Genomic DNA, 26263 nt, shown 5'->3' with positions numbered 1-26263 from the left:
CACCGTGCCGGAGCCACCGCGCCCCCTGCTCACGTTCGGGCACGGCACCGCGCCCCGCGCCGAGCTGACCCGGCTGCTGCGCCAGGCCGGCGCCGGGGCCGTGGTCGACGTGCGCACGGTCCCCAGCAGCCGCCGCAACCCGGACGCCCGGCGCGAGGCGCTCGCGCACTGGCTGCCCGCCGCCGGCATCGGCTACCGCTGGGAGCCCGCGCTCGGCGGCTTCCGCCGGCCGCCGCCCGGCTCGCCCGACACCGTCTGGCGCAACGACTCCTTCCGCGGCTACGCCGCCCACATGCGCACCCCGGAGTTCCGCGCCGCCCTGGACCGGCTGCTGGAGCAGGCGCGCGGCACCACCACGGCCGTGATGTGCGCCGAGACCGTCTGGTGGCGCTGCCACCGGCGGCTGATCGCCGATGCCGCGGTGCTGGCCCGGGGCGTCCCGGTGCACCACCTGACGCACGACGGCCGCCTCGCCCCGCACCGGCCCACCCCCGGCGCGCGCCTGCGCGACGACGGGCTGCTGGTCTACGACGACCGCGCCCGCGAGCGGTGACCGCCGCACCACGGCGCCCGGCCGCGTCACTACACTCGCGGGACCGCGGGGGAGGGCCTGCGCCCCGCGCCGAGCCGGCGGCTGAAGGGACAGCACGATGGCAGCGACACGCGTCACCCCCTGGCAGCGGGCCCGCGGCCCCGACGGCGGCGAGCCAGGCCCCGGCGTCGAACTGGCCCGCCGCGGCACCTGGCTCGCCCTGCGCGAGAGCGGCGACCCCGCCACCGTCCTCACCACCACCGCGCCGCGCCTGGGGGCGTTCCTGACCGCCATCAAGACCGGCGGCTGGAGAGCCCCCCGCCGCTGACCGGCCCCGCTACCGCAGCAGGTGCGCGTTGACCTCGCGCACCCCGCCGGACAGCCCGGGGACCTCCCGCACCGCCACGCCCGCCGCGCGCAGCCGCTCGGCGCCGTCGCAGTCGGCGAACAGCAGCGGCTCCCGCCAGGCGAAGACGACCTCGGGGATGCCCGCCGCCAGGATCAGCTGCGTGCAGGAGACCGGCCGGGAGGCGCGGCGGGTGCACGGCTCCAGCGAGCTGTAGAGCGTCGCCGTGCGCAGCCGGGGATCGCCGGGCGCCAGCTTGCCGAGCGCGGCCTCCTCGGCGTGGTCGTGCGGGCTCGTCTCCCGCGAGTATCCCGTCGCCAGCACCGTGCCGCCGGCCCCGACGACCACCGCGCCCACGGAGAACGCCGTCCGCGACGGCGGGCACGACCGCGACAGCGCGATCGCCTCCCGCAGCCAGCGCGCGTCGCCGGCCGCGCTCACCGGGCGGCTCCCGCCGCAGGCGCCGGGTCCCTGGCAGTTCTGGCCATCGATGCTCCTGTCGATCGGGTACGGGACGTCACGCCGCGGGCGGCGCCGCGGCGTTACCGGGCGGGCCGCCCGGCCGCAGATACCTCAGCAGCACCACGTCCCCCAGTTGTTCCACCCCGGCCAGCCGGAAGGGCCGCCGCGGCCCCTGCGGGAACGCCGCCGGGCCGGTGAAGCGCGGCGCCGCCGCGTCGCCGACCAGGAACGGCGCGATGACCAGGTGGAGCTCGTCCACCAGGCCGGCCGCGAGGAACCGGGTGTGGACGCTGCTGCCGCCCTCGACCATCAGCCGCGCCACCCCGCGCCGCGCCAGGTCGGCCAGCACCGCCCGCAGCCCGGGCGGCTCGCCCGCGGCCACCACCTCGGCGGCGTGCCCCAGCCGCTCCCGCGCCGCCGCGGCCCGTGACGCGGCGCAGTACACCACCGTGGCGCCGCCGCGCGGGTCGGTGAACACCCGTGCCCTGGCGTCCAGCTCGCCCCGGGCGGACAGCACCACCCGCAGCGGGCTCGGCGGCAGGCCCTTCGCCACCCGTGCCGCGCGCCGTTCCGGTGACCGGACCGCCAGCCGGGGGTCGTCGCGGCGCACCGTGCCCGCGCCGACGAGGATCGCGTCACACCCGGCCCGCACCCCGTCCACCCGGTCCAGGTCCGCCTCGTTCGACAGCACCAGCCGGTGCGGCGAGGTGTCGTCGATGCGGCCGTCCAGCGACATGGCGCAGGACAGCAGCACGTGGGGGAGCGGTGCGTCCTCGGCGGTCATGCGGCCGATGGTCTCAGACGCTCCGCGGCTCTGGCTGACTGTGTCGCGGACATGGCAATGTGGGAGCGCTCCCAATCACGGAAAGGATCGCGCATGCACGCATTGTCCCGGCCGTCCCGCAGACGGCGCTCCGCCCTGCTCGCGGCGGCCACCGCGGCCCTCGCCGCGCTTGCCGCCGTGCTGCCCGCGGGGACCGGCGCCGCGCAGGAACCGGAACCCGTTGAGATCGTCTCCTCCGCCTTCGAGGACGGCACCGCCCAGGGCTGGGCCGCGCGCGGCGGCGAGACCGTGGCGCCCACCACCGAGACCGCGCACAGCGGCACCGGCAGCCTCGCCGTCACCGGCAGGACCCAGACCTGGGAGGGCCCGGCCCTGGAGGTGACGGACGCGTTCACCCCCGGCGACCGGTACACGATCACCGCCTGGGTGCGCCTGGCCAGCGGCGGCGCGGGCACGGACACGGCCCGGGTGAGCGTCGAGCAGCACCTCGACGGCACGCCCTCCTACCACACGGCGGGCAGCGCGGAGGTCAGCGACGGCGAGTGGACGCGGCTCACCGGCACGTTCACGCTGTCCGCCGAGGCCGAGTACCTCGCGCTGTACCTGGAGACCGCCTCCGCCACCGACGGCTTCTACCTCGATGACGTCTCCGTCACCTACGTGCCGTACCCGCCCATCGAGACGGACATCCCGTCGCTGCAGGACGTGTACGACCAGTTCCCGGTGGGCGTCGCGCTCAGCCCGGCCGACCTGTACGGGGAGCCCGCCCGGCTGGCGGCCAAGCACTTCAGCTCGGTGACGCCCGGCAATGCCCTGAAGTGGGACGCCACCGAACCGGCCGAAGGCGACTTCCGGTTCGCCGACGCCGACCGCATCGTGGAGTTCGCCGAGGAGAACGGCATGGCGGTGCGCGGCCACACCCTGGTCTGGCACCAGCAGACTCCCGACTGGGTGTTCCAGGACGCCAGCGGCCAGCCCATGACGCCGACCGAGGAGAACAAGGAGCTGCTTCTGGACCGGCTTGAGGCCCACATCCGCGCCGTCGTCGGCCGGTACGGCGACCGGATCGAGGTGTGGGACGTGGTCAACGAGGTCATTGACGAGAACGAGCCCGACGGGATGCGCCGCAGCCCGTGGTACGAGATCGCCGGGCTCGACTACATCCGCACCGCCTTCCGGGTGGCCCACGAGGCTGCCCCGGACGCCCGGCTGTTCATCAACGACTACAACACCAACGTCCCCGCCAAGCGTGACGCCCTGTACGAGCTGGTGCGCCAGCTGCGGGCCGAGGGCGTGCCGGTGCACGGCGTCGGCCACCAGACGCACGTCAACGTCGAGTGGCCGTCGGCCGACGAGGCGGAGGCGATGCTGGAGACGTTCGTGCCGCTCGGCGTCGAGCAGCAGATCACCGAGCTGGACGTGTCGGTCTACACCAGCTCCGACGAGTCGTTCCCCGAGCCGCCCGCCGAGCGGCTGCTCGCGCAGGCGCAGCAGTACCGCGCCCTGTTCGAGCTGTTCGACCGGTACCAGGAGCACGTGACCTCCGTGACGCTGTGGGGGCTCTCGGACGGCCACACCTGGCTCGACGACAGCGGCCGTGACGACGCGCCGCTGCTCTTCGACGACCAGCTGCGGGCGAAGGAGGCCTTCTGGGCGGTGGTGGACCCCGGCTGGGAGGGCGCCGCACCGGCCGCCTGACCGGCCGCGCCGGCGCCGCTGCTCCGGCTGCGGCCGTCCGGCCTGCGGCGGCATCGCCGTGGGCCTCACGGAGGCGTCCGCGCCGCCGGGGGCAGCCTGGCGTGCCGCCTGGCGCGGGCGAGGTCCTGCCGCGCCCGCGCCAGCGGCCGGCTGACGCCCGGCACGCACGCGGCCGGCGGACCGGCGGCGCCGTGGCCGCGGCGGGGGTGCGTCAAGCGGGAGGGCGGCCTGGTGCTGGCGTCAGGACGGAGTGTTGTCGAACGGCGCGGTCAGCACGCGCAGCAGGGAGGCGAGGTCACGGCGCTGGCTGACCGTCAGATCGCTCAGCAGCTCCCGCTCCCGCGCCAGCAGTCCGGCGAGCGCGGCGTCGGCGTGCTCCTTGCCGGAGCCGGTGAGCCGGACCAGGACGCCGCGCCGGTCGGAGGGATCGGGCAGCCGCTCGACCAGGCCGCGTTTGGCCAGCCGGTCGATCCGGTTGGTCATCGTCCCCGAGGTGACGAGGGTCTGGGTGAGGAGCTGGCCGGGGGAGAGCTGGTACGGGCTCCCGGCGCGGCGCAGCGCCGTCAGCACGTCGAACTCCCAGGGCTCCAGGCGGTGCTCGGCGAAGACGAGGCGACGGGCCCGGTCCAGGTGCCGGGCCAGCCTGCTCACGCGGCTGAGGACCTCCAGCGGCTCGACGTCGAGGTCGGGCCGCTCCCGCCGCCAGGCTGCCACCAGTCGATCGACCTCGTCCTCCATAGAGACCAGTGTAGTAGTTGTGTCGATATGAAGTCTCTTGACGTCGAGATAGATGCCCTGCAAGATCTCGGGCATGACGTCACCCTCCCCCTGGGACCCCGGGCAGTACGAGCGGTACCGCGGCCCGCGCACCCGTCCGCTGCACGACCTGCTCGCCCGGATCCCGCCCCTGCCCGGCCCGGCGCCGCGCATCGCCGACCTCGGCTGCGGTCCCGGCCGGCCGACCGCGCTGCTCGCCGAGCGCTGGCCCGACGCGCTGATCACCGGCCTTGACAACTCCCCGGAGATGCTCGCCGAGGCCGCCGCCTTCGCGGGCCCGACACCCGGCGGCGGCTCGGTCAGCTTCGCCCGCGCCGACATCGGCGCCTGGGAACCCGACCCCGACGACCCGCCGTTCGACCTGATCCTCGCCAACGCCGCGCTCCAGTGGGTGCCCGGCCACACCAGCCGCTTCCCCGCCTGGCTGTCCGGCCTCACCTCGGGTGGCGTCCTGGCGTTCCAGGTGCCGGGCAACTTCGGCGCCCCGAGCCACCGGCTGCTGCGCGAGCTGTGCGCGTCCCCGCGCTGGCGTGACCGGCTCGGCGGCGTGCTCCGCCACGAGCGGGCCGTCCTGGAACCGGCCGGGTACGTGGCGGCGCTCGCCCCGCTCGGCTGCGACCTCGACGTCTGGGAGACCACCTACCTGCACCTGCTGCCCGGGGCCGATCCCGTGCTCGAGTGGGTCAAGGGGACCGGCCTGCGTCCGGTGCTCGCCGCGCTCGAGGACGACCCGGCGGCGCGCGAGGCGTTCCTCGCGGAGTACGGCGAGGCGCTGCGCGCGGCCTACCCGCCGGGGCCCAGCGGCACGGTGTTCCCGTTCCGCCGGATCTTCGTCGTGGCCCGCCAGCGCTGACCGGCGGCGGGGGGCGGACCGGGCCCGGGCGTCACCGGGCGTCCCCGCCCGTCACACGGCCGGGCCGCCCGCCGCCAGTGCGGCGACAACAGCTACGCAAAACGGGTGAAGGGCGGCAACCGAATCCTCCGAGGCGCGTTGTGCAGGTCGCTCCACTGAACAGGGCACTGACAGAACTCGGAAGGACAAGCTAGTGATCAAGAAGACCCTTGCCACGGTCGCGATCGCGGCCTCGGTCACGGGCGTCGCGGGCATGGCCAGCCCGGCGCTGGCCGTCGGCGGTGACGACATCGGCAGCGAGACCATCAACGGCAACGGCGCCAAGCAGGTCTACGGCAACACCACCACCGGTGGCTACATGAGCCCGAACATCTCGCTGATCAACGGCTCGCTCAACAAGCCCTGCATCGCGCTGCCGGACGTCGCCGAGAGCGTCCAGAACGTCGTCGGCCTCGTCAACGTGGGCCTGTCGGACATCCTCAACAGCGAGCCGCAGCAGATCTGCGCCGAGAACTCCACGCAGACCGACGGCGACGACCCGCTGTCGCACATCCTCTCGGACATCCCGATCCTGTCCGAGAACGGCGTGTCCAGGCACTGACGCCGCGCTCTCTCGCCTGGCTCCTTGAGGCCAGCGGACTCCGGGTTCTTCGGCCTTCTGACCGGTGCTCCGCGATCAAAGACCCCCTCTTCCCGCCGCCGTGGCGGGGAAGAGGGGGTCTCCTCACGTGCCGGGATGCCCGGCAGCCGCTGGGCCTAGGCCCGGTTGCGGCTCATCAGCCGGGGCTGCTGCTCCAGGCCCTGGAGGCCGTGCCACGCCAGGTTCACCAGGTGCGCGGCCACCTCCGACTTCTTCGGCTTGCGTACGTTCAGCCACCACTGGCCGGTCAGCGCCACCATCCCCACCAGCGCCTGCGCGTACATCGGCGCCAGCTTCGGGTCGTAGCCCCGGGCCTTGAACTCCAGGCCCAGGATGTCCTCGACCTGTGTGGCGATGTCCCCGATGAGCGAGGCGAACGTCCCGGTGGACTGCGCCACCGGCGAGTCCCGCACCAGGATGTGGAAGCCGCTGGCGTGCTGCTCCACGTAGTCCAGCAGCGCCATCGCGGCCTGCTCCAGCCGCTCCCGGGGGTGCCCGGCCGTCAGCGCGCCCGTGACCATGTCCATCAGGCGCGCCATCTCGCGGTCCACGACGACGGCGTACAGGCCCTCCTTGCCGCCGAAGTGCTCGTACACCACCGGCTTGGAGACCCCGGCCTTGGCCGCGATCTCCTCCACCGACGTGCCGTCGAACCCGCGCTCGGCGAACAGGGTCCGGCCGATGTCGAGGAGCTGCTCGCGGCGCTCCGTCCCTGTCATCCGGCGCCGGGCCCGCCGGGTGGTGCGCGGCTGGCGCGCCGCCTTCACACCCTTGGGAGGCTTCGGGGATTTCGCGGAGCGGGCCCGCGCCGGCTTGTCGGACGACTCGTCGCGGCCGCCGCCGCCCCGGCTCCTGCCCCTGCCCCGCTCGAAGGCGGGCTCGCTGCTGCTGCTGCTGTCGGTGGCCACCCGCCCATCATGCCGTGCGGGCCGCCGCCGCTTCCTCCGGCTTCCGCCTCCGGCGCCTGCGCTCGCCGTCGCCGACCCGCTTGGAGTCGAGCCGCGACTGCTTCGGCCAGCGCACGTCGTAGGCCCAGCCGGCCTTCTCGAACCAGCTGATCAGCCGGGCGCTGGAGTCGAGCTGCCAGCGGTCCACGCCGTGGCGGGCGCAGGTCGGGTCGGCGTGGTGGAGGTTGTGCCACGACTCGCCGCAGGACAGCACCGCGAGCCACCAGACGTTGCCCGAGCGGTCACGCGACTTGAATGGCTGCTTGCCCGTGGCGTGGCAGATGGAGTTGATCGACCAGGTCACGTGGTGCAGCAGCGCGACGCGCACCAGGGAGCCCCAGAAGAACGCGCTGGCCGCGCCCTGCCAGGACATGGTCACCAGGCCGCCGATCACGGCCGGCGCGGCCAGCGAGACGATCGTCCACAGCACGAACTGCCGCGAGATCCGCCGGATGTCCGGGTCCTTGATCAGATCGGGCGCGTACTTGTGCTGCGGCGTCTGCTCGCGGTCGAACATCCAGCCCATGTGCGCCCAGAACAGGCCCTTGATCAGCGCGGGCACCGTCTCGCCGTAGCGCCACGGCGAGTGCGGGTCGCCCTCCGCGTCGGAGTGCTTGTGGTGCTTGCGGTGGTCGGCCACCCAGCGCACGATCGGGCCCTCGACCGCCAGCGACCCGGCGATGGCCAGCGCGATCCGCAGCGGCCGCTTGGCCTTGAACGAGCCGTGCGTGAAGTGCCGGTGGAAGCCGACGGTGATGCCGTGGCAGCCGACGAAGTAGAAGACCGCCAGCAGCGCCAGGTCGAGCCAGCTCACCCCCCAGCCCCACGCCAGCGGCACCGCCGCGATCAGTGCGATGAAGGGCACCACGATGAACAGCAGCAGCGTGATCTGTTCCACGGACCGCCGCTGCTCCCCTCCCAGGGTGGCGCTCGGCACGTCGGGCCGCGCCGCGGCGGCCCGTTCGTTCTCTCCTGGCGGGACGTTCTGGTCCCGGCTGATATCTGGGCTTGTCGTCATGAGGCTTCCTCACGCAAGGCATCGAGCGGACGGCACAGCCCACCTACGGGACCGTAACCTACGGAGTCGTAAGTATCCCAGTTCGCTGGCTGCTCACAAGGCCCTCGGCTCGGGTACACCGTTCACGATTACGATGGGAAGGCCGGACAGCGCGGTCCGTGACCCGTCTCACAAACCCCAACAGCCCGCACGAATGACCCGTCTGACCCGCAGCAAGCCACGAGGAGCCCGCACCCGTGAGCAGTCCCGACAGCACTCCGGAGACGCAGCAGACCCCCGACGACGGCAGCGCGCTGCGCGCCGATATCCGTCGTCTGGGTGACCTCCTAGGCGAGACGCTCGTGCGGCAGGACGGGCCCGAACTCCTCGAACTCGTCGAGCGGGTCCGCCACCTCACGCGCAGCGACGGCGAGGCCGCGGCGGCGCTGCTCAGCGAGACGGACCTGGCGACCGCCGCCAAGCTGGTCCGGGCCTTCTCCATCTACTTCCACCTGGCGAACGTCACCGAGCAGGTGCACCGCGGCCGCGAGATGCGCAAGCGCCGCGCCGCCGAGGGCGGCGGCGCGCTGTCGCGCACGGCCGACATGCTCAAGGACGCCGATCCCGCCCACCTGCGGCAGACCGTGGCCAACCTCGGCGTACGCCCCGTCTTCACGGCGCACCCCACCGAGGCGGCCCGCCGCTCGGTCCTCACCAAGCTGCGCAAGATCGCCGAGCTGCTCGACCACCCCGAGGCCGTCACCGGCGGCGGCGACCGCCGCCGCACCGACCTGCGCCTGGCCGAGAACATCGACCTGATCTGGCAGACCGACGAGCTGCGCGTCACCCGCCCCGAGCCCGCCGACGAGGCGCGCAACGCCGTCTACTACCTGGACGAGCTGCACGCGGGCGCGGTCGGCGACGTGCTGGAGGACCTGGCGGCCGAGCTGGAGCGCGCCGGGGCGCCGCTGCCGCCCGGCTCGCGCCCCCTGACGTTCGGCACCTGGATCGGCGGCGACCGCGACGGCAACCCGAACGTCACCCCGCAGGTCACCTGGGACGTGCTGCTGCTCCAGCACGAGCACGGCATCCAGAGCGCGCTGGCCCACATCGACGAGCTGCGCAACGCCCTGTCCAACTCCATCCGGAACTCCGGCGCCAGCCAGGAGCTGCTGGACTCCCTCCAGCGCGACCTGGAGCTGCTGCCGGAGATCACCCCCCGGTACAAGCGGCTCAACGCCGAGGAGCCGTACCGGCTGAAGGTGACCTGCATCCGGCAGAAGCTGCTCAACACCCGCGCCCGCCTCGCCGAGGGCACGCCGCACGCCCCCGGCCGCGACTACCTGGGCACCGGCGAGCTGCTCGCCGACCTGGAGATCGTGCAGTCCTCGCTGCGCGAGCACCGCGGCGGGCTCGTCGCCGACGGCCGCCTGGAGCGCGTCATCCGCACCCTGGCGGCGTTCGGCCTCCAGCTCGCCACGATGGACGTCCGCGAGCACGCCGACGCCCACCACCACGCGCTCGGCCAGCTTTTCGACCGCCTCGGCGAGGAGTCGTGGCGGTACGAGGACATGCCGCGCGACTACCGCACCAAGCTGCTGGCCCGGGAGCTGCGGTCGCGCCGCCCGCTGGCCCCGACCCCGCCGCCGCTGGACGAGGCGGGCGCCAAGACCCTCGGCGTGTTCACCACGATCCGCAAGGCGCTGGACACCTTCGGGCCCGAGGTCATCGAGTCGTACATCATCTCCATGTGCCAGGGCCCGGACGACGTGTTCGCCGCCGCCGTGCTGGCGCGCGAGGCCGGGCTGATCGACCTGCACGCCGGGTGGGCCAAGATCGGCATCGTGCCGCTGCTGGAGACCACCGACGAGCTGCGGATCGCCGACGAGCTGCTCGACGCGATGCTCTCCGACCCGTCCTACCGGCGCCTGGTGGCGCTGCGGGGCGACACCCAGGAGGTCATGCTCGGGTACAGCGACTCGTCGAAGTTCGGCGGCATCACCACCTCCCAGTGGGAGATCCACCGCGCGCAGCGCCGGCTGCGTGACGTCGCCCACCGCCACGGCGTGCGGCTGCGGCTGTTCCACGGCCGCGGCGGCACGGTCGGCCGCGGCGGCGGCCCCACGCACGACGCGATCCTCGCCCAGCCATGGGGCACGCTGGAGGGCGAGATCAAGGTCACCGAGCAGGGCGAGGTGATCTCCGACAAGTACCTGATCCCCTCCCTGGCCCGGGAGAACCTGGAGCTGACCGTCGCCGCCACGCTCCAGGCGTCCGCCCTGCACACCGCGCCCCGGCAGTCGGTCGAGGCGCTGGCGCGCTGGGACGCGGCGATGGACACCGTCTCGGAGGCGGCGCACGCCGCGTACCGGCGGCTGGTGGAGGACCCGGACCTGCCCGCGTACTTCTTCGCCTCCACGCCGGTGGACCAGCTCGCCGAGCTGCACCTGGGCTCGCGTCCCTCGCGCCGCCCCGACACCGGCGCCGGGCTCGACGGGCTGCGGGCCATCCCGTGGGTGTTCGGCTGGACGCAGTCGCGGCAGATCGTGCCGGGCTGGTTCGGCGTCGGCTCCGGGCTGCGGGCCGCCCGCGAGGCGGGGCTCGATGAGGTGCTGGCCGAGGCGTTCGACCAGTGGCACTTCTTCCGCAACTTCCTGTCGAACGTCGAGATGACGCTCGCCAAGACGGATTTGCGGATCGCCCAGCACTACGTGGACACCCTCGTCCCCGAGCACCTGCGGCGGATCTTCGATGTGATCAAGGAGGAGCACGCGCTGACCGTCGCCGAGGTGCTCCGCATCACCGGCGAGAACGAGCTGCTGGACTCCAACCCGGACCTCCAGCGCACGCTGCGGATCCGGGACGCCTACCTGGACCCGATCTCCTACCTCCAGGTCGCGCTGCTCAACCGGCAGCGGCAGGCCGCCGAGCGGGGCGAGGAGCCCGACCCGCTGCTGTCGCGGGCCCTGCTGCTGACGGTCAACGGCGTGGCCGCGGGCCTGCGCAACACCGGCTGACGCCCCGCCGGCGCCCGGCCTGCGGCGTCACCGGCGGCGTCACCACAGCACGAACGTCGCGAGGAGCGCGGTGACGGCGACCCCCGCCGTCACCGCGGCCACGCGGTACAGCCGCAGGCCGCCCGCCACGATGACGGACGCCAGCAGCAGCGCGCCGGTCAGCGGCAGCGCGGCGTACAGCGCCCCGGCCGCCCCGGTGCGCACCACCTCCGCGGTGCCGGGCCGCAGCGCGACGGACAGCCGTTCGCCCGGCTCGCGGCCGAGCGGCTGCGGCATCGTGACCTCGCGCCGGTCCTCGCCCGGGGGCGCGCCGCGTGGCGCGAACGTGCCGGTGCACGCCTCGTCGTCGCAGGCGTGCAGCGTGATGGTGCCGCGCTCGTCGTCGCCGGGCGCCAGCGCGCGGCTCGCGTCGTCCCAGGCGGCCCAGACGCCGGAAACGACGAGCACCACGGTAAAGACGGCCGTGAGCGCGAACCGCGCCAGCAGCAGCACGCCGAACGCGCGCTGCCCCGCGCGGCGGGCCCGGCCGTGGCGCCGGCCCGCCGGGGTCGGGGCCGGCGGAGGCTGCGACGGCGCAGGCGGCGGCTCGGGCGCCGCGGTGGGCGCGGACGTGGGAGAGGACCCGGACGGCACGGAGCTGATCCTTGGCCACGGTTATGCGCCGGGTCAAGCCTGGACGCGGTGTGCCCGCCGTCCGGCTGCCGGGCGGCTCACCCGTTGTACGCGCTCTGCGCCCGCTCCAGACCCTCCCTGACCAGCGTCTCGACGGCGTCGGCGGTCCGGTCGACGAAGTAGCCCAGTTCCTTGCGCTCGGCCGCGGAGAAGTCGCGCAGCACGTAGTCGGCGACGTCCATCCGGCCGGGCGGGCGGCCGACGCCGAACCGCACCCGGTAGTAGTCGCGGCCCAGGGCGGACGTCAGGGACTTCAGCCCGTTGTGCCCGTTGTCGCCGCCGCCGCGCTTCAGCCGCAGCACCCCGTAGCCGAGGTCCAGCTCGTCGTGGATCACCACGATCCGCTCGAGCGGGATCTTGTAGAACGACGACAGCCCCGACGCCGGGCCGCCCGAGAGGTTCATGAAGGACAGCGGCTTGGCCACGACCGCGCGCGGCGCCGCGCCCGGCACCGCGGAGGGCCCGCCGAGGCGCCCCTCGGCGACCATGGCCCGCGCCTTGTGCGAGCGGAACGGCGCGCCCATCCGCTCGGCGAGCAGGTCGGCCACCATGAACCCCACGTTGTGCCGGTTACCGGCGTAGCGCGGGCCGGGGTTCCCCAGCCCCACGACCAGCCACGGCTCCTCACTCATGCGGTCCATCCTCCCATCCGCCGCCGGACGGCCGCGGCCGGGCCCGGCCGGTCCCTCACGCGCACGGGCGGCCGCCGCAGCGCGGCGGCCGCCCGGAAGACGGAAGGCGCGGGGCTCAGGCGCCGGCCTCTTCGCCCTCGCCCGCCTGCTCGCCCGAAGGCTCCTCGCCCTGCGGCTGAAGCACCTGGATCACGGTGTCCTCGCCGTCGATCGCCAGCGACACGCCCTCCGGCAGCGACACGTCCTTGGCCAGCACCGAGTCGCCCGGGGCCAGCCCTTCGATGGAGACGGTGACCGACTCGGGGATGTGCGTCGCCTCGGCCTCGACCGGCAGGGCGTCCAGCACGTGCTCCAGCAGGCCGCCGCCCGGGGCCAGGTCGCCCTCGGTGTGGATGGGCACCTCGACGGTGACGGTCTCGCCGCGCCGCACGACGAGCAGGTCGAGGTGGACCAGGAAGCCGCGGATCGCCTCGCGCTGCACGGCCTTGGGGATCACCAGCTCCTCGCGGCCCTCGATGTCCAGCGTGATCAGGACATTCGGCGTCTTCAGGGCCAGCATGGTGTCGTGGCCGGGCAGCGCCACGTGGACCGGCTCGGTGCCGTGCCCGTAGATGACGGCGGGAACCTTGTCCGCGCGCCGCAGGCGCCGTGCGGCGCCCTTGCCGAACTCCTTGCGGACCTCGGCCTTGATCTTCACGTCAGCCATGGTGGCCACTCCTCACGTCGGTCGCGGATGCGGTGCCCGACGAGAGGCGGCGCTTTCCAGGCCGCAGCACGTGCGCGTCGATAACGGACAGCCCCGTCGGGGGCCTCCCTCGCCGAGCAACGCCACGAGTGTATCCGCCGCGCGCGGCGCGCCATGCCACAGGTGCGTGCCACACGCACCTGTCCGCGCACGGCGGACCGCGGCACGCTACGCGTCGCCTTCGAACAGGCTGGTGACCGAGCCGTCCTCGAAGACCTCACGCACGGCGCGGGCGATGGTCGGCGCCATCGACAGCACCGTCACCTTGTCCAGCGCGATCTCGCTCGGGGTCGGCAGGGAGTTGGTGAAGATGAACTCGCTCACCCGGGAGTTCTTCAGCCGGTCCGGCGCCGGGCCGGACAGCACGCCGTGCGTCGCCGCCGCGATGACCTCCGCCGCGCCGTTGGCGAACAGCGCCTCCGCCGCCGCGCAGATCGTGCCCGCCGTGTCGATCATGTCGTCGACCAGCACGCACACCCGGTCGCGCACGTTGCCGACGACCTCGTGCACCGTGACCTGGTTGGCGACGTTGGGGTCGCGCCGCTTGTGCACGATCGCCAGCGGGGCGCCGAGCCGGTCCGCCCAGCGGTCGGCCACGCGCACCCGCCCGGCATCCGGCGAGACCACGGTCAGCCGCTCCCGGTCGGTCCGGCCGGCGATGTAGTCGCTGAGCACCGGCAGCGCGAACAGGTGGTCCACGGGCCCGTCGAAGTACCCCTGCACCTGGTCGGCGTGGAGGTCCATCGTGATGATGCGGTCCGCGCCCGCGACCTTCAGCATGTCCGCCATCAGCCGCGCGGAGATCGGCTCGCGTCCGCGGTGCTTCTTGTCCTGCCGGGCATATCCGTAGAACGGGATGATCACGGAAATGCTGCGCGCGGAGGCCCGCTTCAGCGCGTCGATCATGATGAGCTGTTCCATGATCCACGTGTTGATCGGGGCGGTGTGGCTCTGCATCAGGAAGCAGTCCGCACCGCGCACCGACTCCTCGAAACGCACGTAGATCTCGCCGTTGGCGAAGTCACGGGCCGTGGTCGGGACCAGGCCCACCCCCAGTTCGGCGGCTACCTCCTTGGCGAGCTCGGGGTGGGCGCGGCCGGAGAAGAGCATCAGTTTCTTCTCGCCGGTCGTCTTGATCCCGGTCACAGTACGTCTCCTTGGAATACGCTAAGGGCGATTTCGGGCCATCCGCCCGCCTCAGGCACCTTAAACGGTACGCCAGGAGCCGTACCTCAGCTGTTCTCGATTTCTCGCTGAGACTCTTCTCTCGCTTGGTCCGTGTCCCGGGCGGCCTGCGCCGCCTCGGCCGCGCGGGCCGCCGCCGTCCCCGGCCGCCGCCGCGCGACCCAGCCCTCGATGTTCCGCTGCTGGCCGCGCGCGACGCCGAGCGCGCCCGGCGGCACGTCCCGGGTGATCACCGAGCCGGCCGCCGTGTAGGCCCCGTCCCCGATGGTGACCGGCGCCACGAACATGTTGTCCGAGCCGGTCTTGCAGTACGAGCCCACCGTGGTGTGGTGCTTGGACTCGCCGTCGTAGTTCACGAAGACCGTCGCGGCCCCGATGTTGGTGTGCTCGCCGATCGTGGCGTCGCCCACGTACGACAGGTGCGGCACCTTCGTGCCCTCGCCGATGTCGGCGTTCTTCATCTCCACGAACGTGCCCGCCTTCGCCGAGGCCCCCAGCACCGTGCCGGGACGCAGGTAGGCGTACGGCCCGACCCGCGCGCCCTCGCCGACGCGCGCGCCGACCGCCACGGTGAAGCTCACCTCGGCGCCCGCGCCCACCACCGTGTCTGTCAGCCGGCTCGACGGGCCGACCTCGGCGCCCGCACCGACGTGCGTGGCGCCCAGCAGCTGCGTCCCGGGGTGGATCACCGCGTCGCGCTCGAACGTCACGTCCGCGTCCACCCACGTCGTGGCCGGATCGACGACCGTCACCCCGTCGCGCAGCATCGCCCGTTGCAGCAGCCGGTCATTCAGCATCCGGCGCGCCCGCGCGAGCTGCACCCGGTCGTTGACGCCGGCCAGCTCCCGGTAGTCGGCCGCCAGCCGCGCGCCCACCCGGTGGCCGTCGGCCCCCAGGATGCGCACCACGTCCGGCAGGTACTCCTCGTTCTGGCTGTTGTCCGCCCGCACCCGGCCCAGCGCCTCGGCCAGCAGCTTGCCGTCGAACGCCAGGATGCCCGAGCTGACCTCGCGGATCTCGCGCTGCTCCGGCGAGGCGTCGCGGTGCTCGACGATCTCCGTGACCGTGCCGTCCGCGGCCCGCACCACGCGGCCGTAGCCGGTCGGGTCCGGCACCTCCATCGTCAGCACGGTGACGGCGTTGCCCTCCGCCTCGTGCGTCGCGGCCAGCGCCGCCAGCGTCTCGCCCGTCTGCATCGGGGTGTCGCCGCAGGTCACCAGGACCGTGCCGTCGGGCGAGGAGCCGTCGCGCTCGGCCAGGGCGCGCAGCGCGACCCGCACCGCGTCCGCCGTGCCGCGCAGCTCGTGCTGCACGGCCGTGGTCACGCCGGGGGCCGCCTCGGCCAGGTGCGCGGTGACGCGTTCCCGGGCGTGCCCGGTGACGACGACGACGTTCTCCGGGTGCCCCGGGACCAGCTCCTGGCAGGCCGCCACCACGTGGCCCAGCAGCGTTCTGCCGCAGATCTCATGGAGCACCTTGGGGACCGCTGACCGCATGCGGGTCCCCTCGCCCGCTGCGAGGACGATCACTGCTGCCGGGGTGGCGGGGTTCGCGGTGCTCACGGGGATGTCCGTTCCTTCGTCAGGTTCCTACGTACGCGGTGTCGCCGCCGCGACGGGCGGCGACACCATCGTTACAGCAGACCGTCCCACATCTGCTCCAGCAGCACCGACCACCAGCTCTCCGGGTCGGCCACCGCCTGGGGATCGAGGGACGCCAGCTCCTCCTGGAAGTCGGTGGTCCACCGGCCCGCCTGCTCCGGGCTGAGCCCGTACCGCAGCCGCCACATCCGCCCCAGCAGCGCCATGGAGCGCACGAACTGCGGCAGCGAGGCGTTGACGAACCGCGGCGCCACTGGCTGCCCGCCGGGGCCGGGCTCCAGCGGCACGGCCACGATGTAGGCGGTGCCGTACTGCACGCACAGCTGGCGCCCGTAGTCGCTGCCGATGACCAGGTAGGAGCCGGCGTCCGGCGCCGGCTGGATGCCCCGCTCGGCCGCCACCTCCGCCAGCGTCGGCACCGGGCGGCCCGGCTGGGCCAGCGCCCAGAAGAACGGGCTGATCTCCAGCGGCAGACCGGACCAGGTCAGCGTCTGCACGACGATGTCCGGCACGCCCTGCCGCGACGCGGCCTGCGGCTCGTACCGGAACACGCCCTGCGGCCCGAACGCCTGGGCCAGCTCCTGCCCGATCACGTCCAGGCCGATAGCGGGCGCGGGCTCCTTCTGCGGCAGCGGCACCCGCACCGGCGCCGAACGGGGCGGGCCGTCGGCGAACTGCTTCAGCTCGTCCTGGTGCTCGATCAGGTGGCGCACGCCGGCCTGGCGGGTCGCCAGGTCCTGCCCGTAGGCGGCGGTGTGCGTGATCCGCACCTGCGGCCAGGTCTCCCTGATCATCCGGGCGCAGTAGCCGCCGGGCAGCTCGCAGGACTGGAGCTCCGTGTGGAGTTCGAGCACGGACTGCGGCGGGACGTTCATCGACCGCAGCTCATGCAGGATCTGCCACTCGGGGTGCGGCATGCCGGGCGCCGAACGGCGGATGATCTGCTGCTCCGACCCGTCGTGGGAGCGGTAGCGGAGCACGGCCATGTAGCCGGAGCCGACGGTGGGCTGGCCCGGCGCCGGATAGCCGTAGCCGCTGGCCGGACCGGCCTGGCCCGCCGGAGCGCCGGGCGGCGCGGGGGTGCCCGGCGGCGGGGGCGGCGTGCCGGGAGCCGGGCCGGGCGGCGGGGGCGGTGTGCCGGGAGCCGGGCCGGGCGGCGCGGGGGTGCTGGGGCCGCCGGGCTGCGCGAGCATCGTCGCCACGCCGTGCGGGTCGGCAGGCCCCTGCGGCCCGGGCCGGCCGGGCGGCCCCGGCGGGCCGGAGGGCGGCGCCGGCGTGGCCGAGGGCGGCGCCGGCGGGCCGGAAGGCGGCGCCGGCGTGCCGGAAGGCGGCGCGGGGGTGCCGGAGGGCGGCGCGGGCGTGCCGGGCGGCGACGGCTTGCTGAAGTCCATCGCCGAGACGGCCCGCGTGGGCACGTACCCGGCGTCCTTGGCCGGGCCGCGGGCCCCCGGCGGGCTGGGCGGGCTGGGCGGCGGCGGCACCGAGCCGCCGACCGCGGGGCGCGACGAGGACGAGCCGGGCGCCTTCTCGGTGGCCGCGTTGGCGAAGTCGATGGCAGCGGCGTCGCCGCGGGGCGGGCCGGGCGGTGCCGGCGGCGGGCTGGGCGGGCTCGCTGCCTTGTCCTGGCCCCCCTGGCTGCCCTGGTCCTTCTGCTGCTCCTTCTGCATCGACGGGTGCACGGCCGTCTTCGGCAGCGCGCTGCCCTGCGGCATCACGGCCGTCCTCGCTTCGGAGGACACGGCGGGCGGCTTCTCCCCGTCGTCCTCCGAGAGCGACGGCGCGAACACCGTCGCGGGGGGCGCCACGGACGCGTCCTCGGAACCGCTGCCGGAGGTGTCGGTCGCGTCCCACGGCGAGCCGCCGCCGGCGCTCGGCCACACCGTGCCGCCCGGCCCCGGCGAGGGCGCCGACGGCGGCGCGGCCGGAGGGGCGGCGGGCTTGGGGGTCTCACCGGAGGGCGCCGGCTGGCCGGCGGGGGCGGGCTCCGCACCGGGCTGCTGCGCGGCGGGCGGAGCAGCGTCGTCCGAGGACGCCGGCTGGCCGGCGGGGGCGGAGTCCGCGCCGGGCCGCTGCGCGCCCTCGCCGCCCGGTCCCGCCTCCCCCGCGGCGGCCTGGGCGGGAATCCCGCCGCCGTAGGTGCGGTCGGCGGCCTCCTGGAGCCACTGCGGCGGCGTCAGCAGGAACGACGTCTGGTTGAGGTCCGCGCTCTTGGCGGCGTCCACGGCGGCGGGCACCGCCGCCGGCGCCGTGCCGTAGACCTCCTCGTAGCGCCGTATCACCTCGCTGACCGGCAGCGCGGGCCACAGCGTGGTGTCCCCGCTGTCCCGGGCGATGACGAGCTTGCCGCCCGGTGCCTGTCCGCCGCCGCTCTCCTCGGCCCAGGCGACGAAGCCCAGGTCGAACTCGCGCACCCGCACCTCGCGGCGCGGCTCCCCGGCGCCCGGGCCGTTCACCCACCGTTCGGCGCGTTCCTGTGCCTGTGCGAACGTGACCACTGGCCTCACTCCTCCACCGGGACGGCGTAGGCGAACCCGCCGTCCACCATCAGACTGGCCACGGTCTCCAGCTCCGGCGGGTTGCCCACCAGCCGCAGCAGAAAATCGTCGAAATCGTCCCCGCAGGGCAGCAGCAGCTCCGCCACCCGCTGCTCCACGGTCAGGCCGTCACGGTCCCTGGCGTCGTCGTAGGGGCACAGCCACACCGAGCCGGTGTTCTCGCCCTTGACCTTCACGGCGATGATGCCGCCCTGCACGAAGGCCACCCCCAGGTAGTCCTTGGTGAGGTGGTCCCGCAGACACTTGTTGACGTACACCAGGTCGTTGACGGCCGCCTCCTCCCGGAGCGTGAAGAACGGCTGGTCGACCAGCAGCCCCAGCTCCGCGTCGAGCGCCACGCCCTCCGGGGCGCAGCCGCCCGCCGCCTTCAGGAACGACCGGTACGCCTCCGGCAGCCGGTAGCCCAGCTTCTCCTCGGCCGCGCGTACCCGGCTCTCCTCCACGGCCAGCGAGTGCGGCACGGAGAAGTGCGCGGGCCGGGTCTCGTTCAGCGGCCGCGTGCCCCGTTTCGTCTGGTCGACCTCGGTGGTGGCCAGCCCGCCGTGGTGCCGCAGCAGCGCCTTCACCTCGGCGGGGATCAGCTCCAGGCGCCGCGTGCGCGCGACGTGGTGCCAGGACCAGCCGTGCGGTGTCGCCACCGGCGGCAGGTCCGCCCAGAGGTGATGCCCCGCCGCGTGCATCGCGGCGTTGGCCGATACGTAGTCCGTCAGCCGCAGTTCATCGATGCCGAAGCCGTCCGGCGGCTCGGCGATTTCGGCGGCGGCTGTGGCGTAGGGGGAGAAGTCGGGGAAGCCGTCCGCGTCCACCCGCACCCCCTGCGGGAAGCGTGCCGCGCGCACCGGGTCAGGGAACTGCACCACCTGCCCTGCGTATGCCCTGTTCGGCGGCGCGGCCTGCTGCCCGAGCCTCCCTGTCGTCATGGCGTTACGCCCCCTGCTGGTACTCACCTGTCGCCGCACAGCCTATGGGGTCAGCCGACCCGTGGCACCGTCCCCGCCGGGCGGCGGCCGGCCCGTCCTGTCACCGGATGGAGGGAGACGGCAGGGCAGCCATGCGGGCAACGGGGCCGCGACGCCACGGCAACGGCGGGCGGATGTGGGAAGCTGTGCTCCGCGAGGAGACCGGCATGCGCGGACACCGCGCGGAAGAGGGGTCTCCCCGGGAGAAAGCGCGATCGTGCACGTAACGTCGGATTCCCACGGTCAGCCGCCGGGCAACCAGCCCGACCAGGAGCTGTCCGCCGTTCCCCTGCTCAGACACCGCCGTCCCGGCATCCTGCCCACCACCGCTGCGGCCCTGTCGCTGCCCAGCCGTGAGCAGCCTCTCACCGGCACGGCCACCCCGCGCTCCGCGGGCGCTCCCTCCCTGCACCCCGTGGTCGCCGCCATACTCGACGGCCTCGGCACCGGCCAGCGCGAACGCCACATCGGCCGCTGCCCCGAGGTGGCGCTGCTGTCGCGCTGGCTCACCGAGAGCGGCGCCGTCACGCTCGACGACGCCCGCCGCGCCCTGGCCGGGGCGGGCATCGTCACCCGCCACGTCCGCGAGGACGGCGACCCGCAGCACGGCCAGCACGCGCCGCACTGCCGCTCGTGCACCGTGCTGCTCGCCCGCCTCGGGGTCAGCAGCGCCAGCGCCGCCGCGGCACCCGGCGCCGCGGCAGCGCTGGCCGAAGGCCCGGCGACCGGATCGCCGTGGACCACGGGCACGGTCGACGAGGCCCTGGCGCGCGCCGGCTGGCAGCCGGGCAGGCGCCACGTCGCCCTGGCCGAGCGCTGGGCCGACGCACTCAGCGGGCACGACTCGCCGCTCGTGCGCCCCCACACGCTCTTTCCCGCCGCCTTCGAGGCGTGGGCGGAGTGCGGCGAGCTGTGGCTCGAACCGACCGGTCCCGGCCTGGCCTTCGCGCCCAGCCCGGTGGTGATCGACCCGCTGCGCGGCCTGCACTGGGCGCGCACGCTGGCGGACCTCGCCGACGCGCTCGGTACCCAGCTCTGCCCGCTGGGGGAGGAGGGCGGCGGCACCGCGCTGCTCGCCATCGACGCCGAGGGGAGGGTCTATGCCATCGATCACACCGGGGACTGGTACCTCGGCCCCGACGTCCGCTCCGGCCTCGCCACCCTGCTCACCGGCGCCGCCCCCGCGCAATTGCGCGCCGCCTGACCCCGCTACCGTGGGCGGGAGTGACGGGGCGGGGGCCTGAGAGGAGTCGCCATGCGGCACGCATCCACGCTGACCGGCAAGCGCCGGATCGCGTTCGCCTCCTACGCCGACGAGCCGCGGCTGCCCGCTCTCCTGGCGCTGCTGCGCGACCTGGCGCTGTCCAGCCCCGCCGTCTGCGAGGACTTCCTGGTGCTGCACCCGGGCCTGCCGGACGCGGCGTTCGACGCGGCGCGGCGGCTGCACCCCCGGATCGTGCCCCGCCGGACGGCGCCCGCCGGCTCCACCCTCGACGCCCTCGAAACCCTCGACGCCCTTGATGCCCTCGGGCCCGAGGACGGCCCCGGATACGACACCGTCGTGGCCCTCGAACCCGGCACCGTCATCCGGCGGAACATCGCGCCGCTGCTGCGTCGGCGCGAACGCGTGGTGCCGTTCCAGCCAGCCGATGACGACGGCGGCGACGGCGGCGACGGCGGTGACGGCCCCGTGGGCGGCGCGGCGGACGCACGCGAGCCCAGCGACCACGAGTTCTACGCCGCCTACTGCGCACTGCGCGGCGCCAAGGCGCCCGAGCTGTTCCTGCACTGCGCCCTGCCGCTGCTGGAGGCGGACCAGCCGGACCCGGAGCTGGTGCGCCGGGTCGGCACCACCCTGTACCAGCAGGGCCGTTACGACGAGGCCGTCCGGGTGCTGGCGCCCACCGGCGGCGACCCCGGGCTGGCGCGCAACCAGGAGGCGCTCGGCAGCGCCCTGATGGCGGTGTCGCGGTACGACGAGGCGCGCACCCACCTGCTGCTCGCCGCCGCCGACCCCGCCGTCGCGCCCCGCGCCTACACGCAGCTGGCCCGGCTGGCCTGGCTGCTGGGCGAGGACGAGGAGGCCCACGCCTACGCGCTGCGCGGGCTGGACGCCGATCCCACCGACGCGGCGCTGCGGACCCTGCACCGCCGCACCAGCCCCGGCACGCTCCCCGCCGGCGGCCGCGGCGAGACGCCCGGCCCCGCAGCCGAACAGACCGCGCATGTCGCGCTGTTCGCCGACGGCAAGGACAACGCGGGGGACAAGGTGCTGCCCGAGGCGGTCCGCCGCTGCTTCGGCCCGGACACCGGCGCCTCGCGCTGGCACGCGGTGCCCGTGCACCGGCTGGTCACCGAGCGCGTGCTCGCCGAACTCAACGCCCGGCGCGGCGTGATCGTCGGCGGCGGCGGGCTGTTTCTGCCCGACACCTGGCCCAACGGCAACAGCGGCTGGCAGTGGAACGTGCCCGGCCCCATGCTGGAGCGGCTCACCGCGCCGCTGGCGGTCTTCGCCGTCGGGTTCAACGTCTTCGACGGGCAGCACTTCGGCGCCTCCCGCCTCGCCGAGAGCCTGCGCGCCGTCGTGGCCAAGTCCGTGTTCTTCGGTCTGCGCAACCACGGTTCGGTCGAGCGGGTCCGCGAGCTGCTGCCGCCGGACCTGGCCGACCGGGTGCGCTACCAGCCGTGCCCCACCACGGTGCTGCGCCACCTGATCCCCGGCTGGCGCGACCCTGCGCCCGCGGAACGCGAGGACGTGATCCTGCTCAACTGCGCCTACGACCGGGCCGGGCTGCGGTTCGGCCACGACTACGGGCACTTCCTCGCCGAGCTGGCCGCCGCCGTGCGCCGCCTGGGCAGGTACGGCGAGGTCCGGTACGCGCCGCACGCGCCGTCGGACGAGCGGTTCGTGCACGACCTGCGCCGTGAGCACGGGATCACGCTCCCGGTGGAGCCGCTGTACGACCTGTCGAACGAGGACCTGCTGGCCGTTTACCGGCGGGTGCGGCTCGTGATCGGCATGCGGGGCCACGCCACGATGATCCCGTTCGGGTGCGGGACACCCGCGCTGAGCCTGATCTCGCACCCGAAGCTGGCGTACTTCCTGGCCGACGTGGCGCGGCCGGAGTGGGGCGTGTCGGTGCACGACGCCGACCTCGGCGCCGTGCTCACGGAGCGGGCGGCCGGGATGCTGGACGACCACGAGGCGGCCGTGGCGGACGTGCACGAGCGGCAGGAGGAGCTGCTGCGCGTGACGCGGGCCAACGCCGCCGAGGTCGCCCGCGCGTTCTCCCTGTGACGTCCCGCCCGCCGGTGGCTGTCCGGCCGGGGTCAGCCCTCGGCGGCGCGGATGGCGTCGCGGTACTCCCGCGCCGCCGTGCGCAGGGCCGTTTCGGGGTCCACCCCGGCGGCCTCCGCCTCGGCGGCGAGCGCCAGCAGCCGCTCGCCGAACCCGGTCTCGCCGCCCTCCTCGCCGCCCTCCTTGCCGGACGACGGCAGCGGCACGTCCAGGCCGGCCCGCCGCGCCCGCCCCGCCAGCTTGGCGGCCAGCGCCAGCCCTGGCTGCGACAGCGGCACCCCGTCCGTCACCGACGTGCGCTCCTTCTCCTGCGCCTTGACCCGCAGCCACAGCCGCCGCACGTCCTCCGGCGTCTCGGCCCGCTCGTCGCCGAACACGTGCGGGTGGCGCCGGATCAGCTTCTCGATCAGGGTGCCCGCCACGTCGTCGATGGAGAACGGCTCCTGCGGGTCGTCCTCGGCGATCCGCGCGTGGAAGACGACCTGGAGCAGCACGTCCCCCAACTCCTCGCGCAGCCCGGCGCGGTCCCCGGCCTCGATGGCCTCGAGCAGCTCGTAGGTCTCCTCCACCCCGTACTTGGCCAGGTCGGCGCTGGTGCAGACCGACGCCCACGGGCACTCGGCCCGGATCCGGTCCATGACCTGCACCAGGTCGAGCAGCCTGGCGCCGGGCAGGTCGTAGGAGCCGGGCAGCAGCTCCAGCTCCGGCATGCCGCAGGCCCGCCCGGAGGCGGCCAGGGCGGCCAGCTCCCGCGTCAGCTCCGGCTCGCCGTCATCCGCGGCCAGCACCACCACGGTGCGGCCGCCCGCGCACGCCGCGACCAGCTCGGCGGCCGGGGGCAGCCCGTGCTCGACCTCCACCCCCGCCTCCTTGAGGTAGGGCAGCTGCGGGTGGTCCGGCAGCCGCGTCACCACCCGGTCGGCGCCGCGCAGCGCCTGCCAGGCGGGCCAGGTCAGCATGCCGGGCGCCACCCGGTGCGAGGTGGTCAGCAGGACGAGCCGGGAGGCCGGTGCGGGCGGGCCGGCGGGTGCGCTGCCGGGGGACACCTCGGGGGAAAACTCGGGGGAAAACTCGGGGAAATCGTCGTCGCTCACGCCTCGAGCCTACGGCGGGCCCCGCCGGAGCCCGCGGGCGAGGAACCCGTACCGCGCGGGCCCGCCCCCGTCAGGCCCGGGCGCCCGCCCCGGCGTCCTCCTCCGGAGCCCGCAGCCACGGCATCTCCGCGTCGGTCAGCGCCACGGCCTGCGGGTCCCACTGCCCGTACCGGGGGTTGACGTCCACGCCGATCTCCTCAGCGGTCTCCGCCAGCACCTCGCCGACGCGCTGCTCGCCGACCTGCTCGGCCAGCTGCCGGTACTGGACGTTGCTGCGGAGCACCTCGTCGATCTGGTCGGAGGTCAGCGGCACCACGCCCGGCTGCTGCGGGATGAGCGCCGTCATCTCCAGGCGCTCCCGGCCGCCCGCGAACTCCTCCGCCCGGTCGCGCTCCTCCTGCACCTGGCGCCGCGTCACCTCGATGCCGTGGTCGGCGGCGGCGCGGTCGATGACCTCCAGGTAGACCAGGAAGTTCACGGTCTGGCGCGTCAGCCCGCTGGTGACCGCGATCAGCTCGTCGGCGTTCGGCTGGGCGCGCTGTGCCTCGCGCACGGCCTCGACGTGCGACTGCACCTCGGCCACGGTGATGCGCTCCCCGCCGACCACCGCGGCGGCGCCCGGGTGCGAGCCGGTGGAGCAGCCGGTCAGCAGCGGCCCGCCCGCGAGCAGGGCGGCGGCCGAGACGGACATGACGATCGTGCGACGGCGCTGGCGCTTCACGGTGCCTCTCCCGCTTCGCAGTTCTCGGTGAGCGAACTGATCTTAAGCGTGACCCTCAGCCGTTGGCCAGGCGCCGGATGACCGGCGCCACCTTCTGGCGCCCCACGCGGTACAGCCCGCCGGCCCCGCGCCGGATCAGGCGGCGCACCGCCGTCGGCTCCCGCGAGCCGGCCGACGGCAGCGGCCGGCCGCTCAGCCCCAGCCCGCGCCGGACCAGCAGGGACTCCAGGTAGTCGGAGGCGTTGAGCGGGGTGTAGTACGGGCGCACCAGCGGCAGGCTGCCGCGGGCGCGCAGCATCCGCAGCCGCGCCCGCGCGGTCATGAACGGGTCCCGCTGGCCGATGCCGCGGCTGGCCGCCCAGGCCGGGTTGGCCTTCGGGATCAGGCCCTCGTCCAGCTGCGACCAGGAGGCCAGGCAGCCCGAGTGGATGAAGTAGTGGTTGCCGTGCGCCTCGCGCACGCCGTAGTCGGTGAGGATGGCCGTCGGTATACCCCGGTGGATGGCCTCCATCGCCGCCGTGGAGCTGACCGTCACCAGCAGGTCGGTGCGGTCCAGGGCCTCGCCCATGTCGCCGTAGATGATCTTCAGGTTCGGCGGCGGGTCGGGCAGCTCGTCGTAGAGCGTCTGGTAGGAGTGGCGCTCCAGGTGCGTGACCGCCTCCCCCGGCTGGTTCCGGAGCTTGATCAGCACTTCGCGGTCCGGGTGGAGCCGGGCGTGGCGCTGGAGCTTCTCCAGCATGCCCATGCGGGCGGCACGCGAACTCGGCACGGTGGGCTGCACCGCGAAGCAGACGGTGAACGGCCGCTTCCGCCCGGCGGCCGTCGGGTCGTAGGGCTCGCCGCCGAGGAACGGCAGGCCGGACTCGACGACGCACTCGGGGTCGGCGCCCACGCTCTCGTAGATCTCGCGGAACTGCTCGGCGTCGTGCGCGCAGTTCGCCAGCACCATGTCGGAGCCGACGCGCAGCAGCAGGCCGTCGACCAGGTTCTCGTAGACGACGCCGACGTAGCCGGAGACCGTGACGGGACGGTGCGCGCTGCCTTCCCAGGCCAGCCCCAGGCTGTGGAGGAGCGCGAGGACGGTGCCGCCGATCGTCCCGAAGATCACGACGTCGGCCTCGTGCACGGCCGGGTCGTCGACCAGCTCGCCGTAGGTCACGATGCGGCTGGTGTCGGGCTCGACGCCGACCTCGGCGATCTGCCGCTCGGTGGGGGTGGTGGACGTGTAGAGGAAACGCGCGTCGATCGCGTGGTCGGGGGTCAGCTTCCTCGCGACCAGGGCAGCCCACTTCCAGCGGCTGTCCGAGTCAGCGAGCACGACGACGCGAGGCGTGGCGCTTCCCATCCCTTGAGTCCCTTCAGCGGGACTCTGCGGTCCCGGTCGGTGGGGTGTCTTGCAGGGGGGCGACACGGGGTGGCCTCCCCGCACGCCCGTCCAGCAGATTACCGCCTAGTCTCTCGCGCGGGCATGGGCGGTGCGGTCACGGCCGGGCCGCCGGCCTTCCCCGGGCGCAGCGCGGTCTCATCCTCCGGGAGTGCACCCCCTAGGGGATCGTGCGACTTCGCGCTGACACCCGGGTCGTCCTGCGGCACGACGAGCGGCGGGCGCGCAGCGCCTAGGCTCGGAGGGTGGCGAAGACCCGCCACCGTGCACACCACACGACGAGGAACACCTAACGAGGGAGACGACCGTGGCAACGGCTGTAGTGGATCCGGCGACCGGAGGCGGCGGGGGCAACACCGCGGTG

23 protein-coding genes are annotated in these 26263 nt (G+C 74.4%); 8 read left to right on the top strand and 15 right to left on the bottom strand.

The annotated features are described in order from the left end of the window. Positions 1-4 precede the first annotated feature (4 nt). Both JK356_RS18665 and JK356_RS18660 read left to right on the top strand, forming a co-directional pair. Positions 5-553, top strand: a complete 549-nt coding sequence (locus tag JK356_RS18665) for a DUF488 domain-containing protein (protein ID WP_307815724.1) — start codon at positions 5-7, stop codon at positions 551-553. A 97-nt stretch (positions 554-650) separates the two neighbouring features. After that, the gene (locus JK356_RS18660; RefSeq protein WP_201869805.1) at positions 651-860 is read left to right on the top strand and encodes a DUF397 domain-containing protein; all 210 of its coding nucleotides are present in this window, start codon (positions 651-653) and stop codon (positions 858-860) included. Positions 861-869: 9 nt separating this feature from the next. On the opposite strand, the gene JK356_RS22430 is transcribed toward JK356_RS18660, so the two are convergent. Then, positions 870-1319 (bottom strand): deaminase, encoded by a 450-nt coding sequence (locus JK356_RS22430; protein ID WP_307815723.1) that lies wholly within the window; start codon positions 1317-1319, stop codon positions 870-872. 76 nt (positions 1320-1395) lie between these two features. Beyond that, entirely contained in the window at positions 1396-2124 is a 729-nt protein-coding gene (locus JK356_RS22425) for a RibD family protein (protein WP_201869804.1), read from the bottom strand. Positions 2125-2217: 93 nt separating this feature from the next. On the opposite strand from JK356_RS22425, the gene JK356_RS18645 reads away from it, so the two are divergent. Then, on the top strand, positions 2218-3822 hold the full coding sequence (locus JK356_RS18645) for an endo-1,4-beta-xylanase (protein WP_201869803.1): 1605 nt from the start codon (positions 2218-2220) through the stop codon (positions 3820-3822). A 240-nt stretch (positions 3823-4062) separates the two neighbouring features. Here JK356_RS18645 and JK356_RS18640 read toward each other — a convergent pair whose 3' ends face one another. Continuing rightward, positions 4063-4560 (bottom strand): MarR family winged helix-turn-helix transcriptional regulator, encoded by a 498-nt coding sequence (locus JK356_RS18640; RefSeq protein WP_201869865.1) that lies wholly within the window; start codon positions 4558-4560, stop codon positions 4063-4065. Positions 4561-4633: 73 nt separating this feature from the next. Between JK356_RS18640 and JK356_RS18635 the strand changes: the two genes are divergently transcribed. Together JK356_RS18635 and JK356_RS18630 are read left to right on the top strand one after the other, a co-directional pair. Continuing rightward, a complete protein-coding gene (locus tag JK356_RS18635) occupies positions 4634-5452 on the top strand; it encodes a trans-aconitate 2-methyltransferase (RefSeq protein WP_201869802.1) in 819 nt (272 codons plus the stop codon). A gap of 193 nt (positions 5453-5645) precedes the next feature. After that, positions 5646-6053 carry a rodlin gene (locus JK356_RS18630; protein ID WP_201869800.1) on the top strand — a complete coding sequence of 136 codons (408 nt, stop codon included), beginning with the start codon at positions 5646-5648 and terminating at the stop codon, positions 6051-6053. A gap of 155 nt (positions 6054-6208) precedes the next feature. On the opposite strand, the gene JK356_RS18625 is transcribed toward JK356_RS18630, so the two are convergent. Further along, complete coding sequence (locus tag JK356_RS18625) at positions 6209-6859, bottom strand: TetR/AcrR family transcriptional regulator (protein ID WP_201869864.1); 651 nt, start codon at positions 6857-6859, stop codon at positions 6209-6211. 148 nt (positions 6860-7007) lie between these two features. Further along, complete coding sequence (locus JK356_RS18620) at positions 7008-8057, bottom strand: fatty acid desaturase (protein ID WP_201869798.1); 1050 nt, start codon at positions 8055-8057, stop codon at positions 7008-7010. Between the two features lie 236 nt (positions 8058-8293). On the opposite strand from JK356_RS18620, the gene ppc reads away from it, so the two are divergent. After that, positions 8294-11053 carry a phosphoenolpyruvate carboxylase gene (ppc, locus tag JK356_RS18615; RefSeq protein ID WP_201869791.1) on the top strand — a complete coding sequence of 920 codons (2760 nt, stop codon included), beginning with the start codon at positions 8294-8296 and terminating at the stop codon, positions 11051-11053. A gap of 39 nt (positions 11054-11092) precedes the next feature. Here the strand turns inward: ppc and JK356_RS18610 are convergent, their stop codons facing one another. The 7 genes from JK356_RS18610 to JK356_RS18580 all read right to left on the bottom strand — a co-directional run bounded on the left by JK356_RS18610 (position 11093) and on the right by JK356_RS18580 (position 19363). Further along, on the bottom strand, positions 11093-11686 hold the full coding sequence (locus tag JK356_RS18610; protein WP_307815722.1) for a hypothetical protein: 594 nt from the start codon (positions 11684-11686) through the stop codon (positions 11093-11095). Between the two features lie 77 nt (positions 11687-11763). Continuing rightward, positions 11764-12357: an aminoacyl-tRNA hydrolase gene (gene pth, locus JK356_RS18605; protein WP_374100679.1), complete on the bottom strand. Its 594-nt coding sequence runs from the start codon at positions 12355-12357 to the stop codon at positions 11764-11766. A 115-nt stretch (positions 12358-12472) separates the two neighbouring features. Continuing rightward, positions 12473-13063 (bottom strand): 50S ribosomal protein L25/general stress protein Ctc, encoded by a 591-nt coding sequence (locus tag JK356_RS18600; RefSeq protein ID WP_201869787.1) that lies wholly within the window; start codon positions 13061-13063, stop codon positions 12473-12475. A 207-nt stretch (positions 13064-13270) separates the two neighbouring features. Beyond that, positions 13271-14248, bottom strand: a complete 978-nt coding sequence (locus JK356_RS18595; RefSeq protein ID WP_201869785.1) for a ribose-phosphate diphosphokinase — start codon at positions 14246-14248, stop codon at positions 13271-13273. 86 nt (positions 14249-14334) lie between these two features. Beyond that, entirely contained in the window at positions 14335-15849 is a 1515-nt protein-coding gene (gene glmU / locus JK356_RS18590; RefSeq protein ID WP_307815721.1) for a bifunctional UDP-N-acetylglucosamine diphosphorylase/glucosamine-1-phosphate N-acetyltransferase GlmU, read from the bottom strand. A 71-nt stretch (positions 15850-15920) separates the two neighbouring features. Next, a complete protein-coding gene (locus JK356_RS18585; RefSeq protein WP_201869783.1) occupies positions 15921-18383 on the bottom strand; it encodes an SUKH-4 family immunity protein in 2463 nt (820 codons plus the stop codon). A gap of 5 nt (positions 18384-18388) precedes the next feature. Next, complete coding sequence (locus JK356_RS18580) at positions 18389-19363, bottom strand: SMI1/KNR4 family protein (protein WP_201869777.1); 975 nt, start codon at positions 19361-19363, stop codon at positions 18389-18391. Between the two features lie 256 nt (positions 19364-19619). Between JK356_RS18580 and JK356_RS22575 the strand changes: the two genes are divergently transcribed. Both JK356_RS22575 and JK356_RS18570 read left to right on the top strand, forming a co-directional pair. Beyond that, complete coding sequence (locus JK356_RS22575; protein WP_201869771.1) at positions 19620-20606, top strand: SUKH-3 domain-containing protein; 987 nt, start codon at positions 19620-19622, stop codon at positions 20604-20606. 51 nt (positions 20607-20657) lie between these two features. Further along, the gene (locus tag JK356_RS18570; protein ID WP_201869769.1) at positions 20658-22700 is read left to right on the top strand and encodes a polysaccharide pyruvyl transferase family protein; all 2043 of its coding nucleotides are present in this window, start codon (positions 20658-20660) and stop codon (positions 22698-22700) included. A gap of 32 nt (positions 22701-22732) precedes the next feature. Here JK356_RS18570 and JK356_RS18565 read toward each other — a convergent pair whose 3' ends face one another. The 3 genes from JK356_RS18565 to JK356_RS18555 form a co-directional block, all read right to left on the bottom strand. Then, positions 22733-23746 carry a nucleoside triphosphate pyrophosphohydrolase gene (locus JK356_RS18565; protein ID WP_201869861.1) on the bottom strand — a complete coding sequence of 338 codons (1014 nt, stop codon included), beginning with the start codon at positions 23744-23746 and terminating at the stop codon, positions 22733-22735. A gap of 118 nt (positions 23747-23864) precedes the next feature. Beyond that, on the bottom strand, positions 23865-24515 hold the full coding sequence (locus JK356_RS18560; RefSeq protein ID WP_307815719.1) for a SurA N-terminal domain-containing protein: 651 nt from the start codon (positions 24513-24515) through the stop codon (positions 23865-23867). A 55-nt stretch (positions 24516-24570) separates the two neighbouring features. Beyond that, positions 24571-25860, bottom strand: a complete 1290-nt coding sequence (locus tag JK356_RS18555) for a DUF6716 putative glycosyltransferase (RefSeq protein WP_201869762.1) — start codon at positions 25858-25860, stop codon at positions 24571-24573. Positions 25861-26263 lie beyond the last annotated feature (403 nt).

Origin of the sequence: Streptomyces sp. 7-21, from assembly GCF_016741785.1 — a bacterium.
Lineage (GTDB): Bacteria > Actinomycetota > Actinomycetes > Streptomycetales > Streptomycetaceae > Streptomyces.
This window is presented reverse-complemented; position numbering and strand designations above follow the sequence as displayed.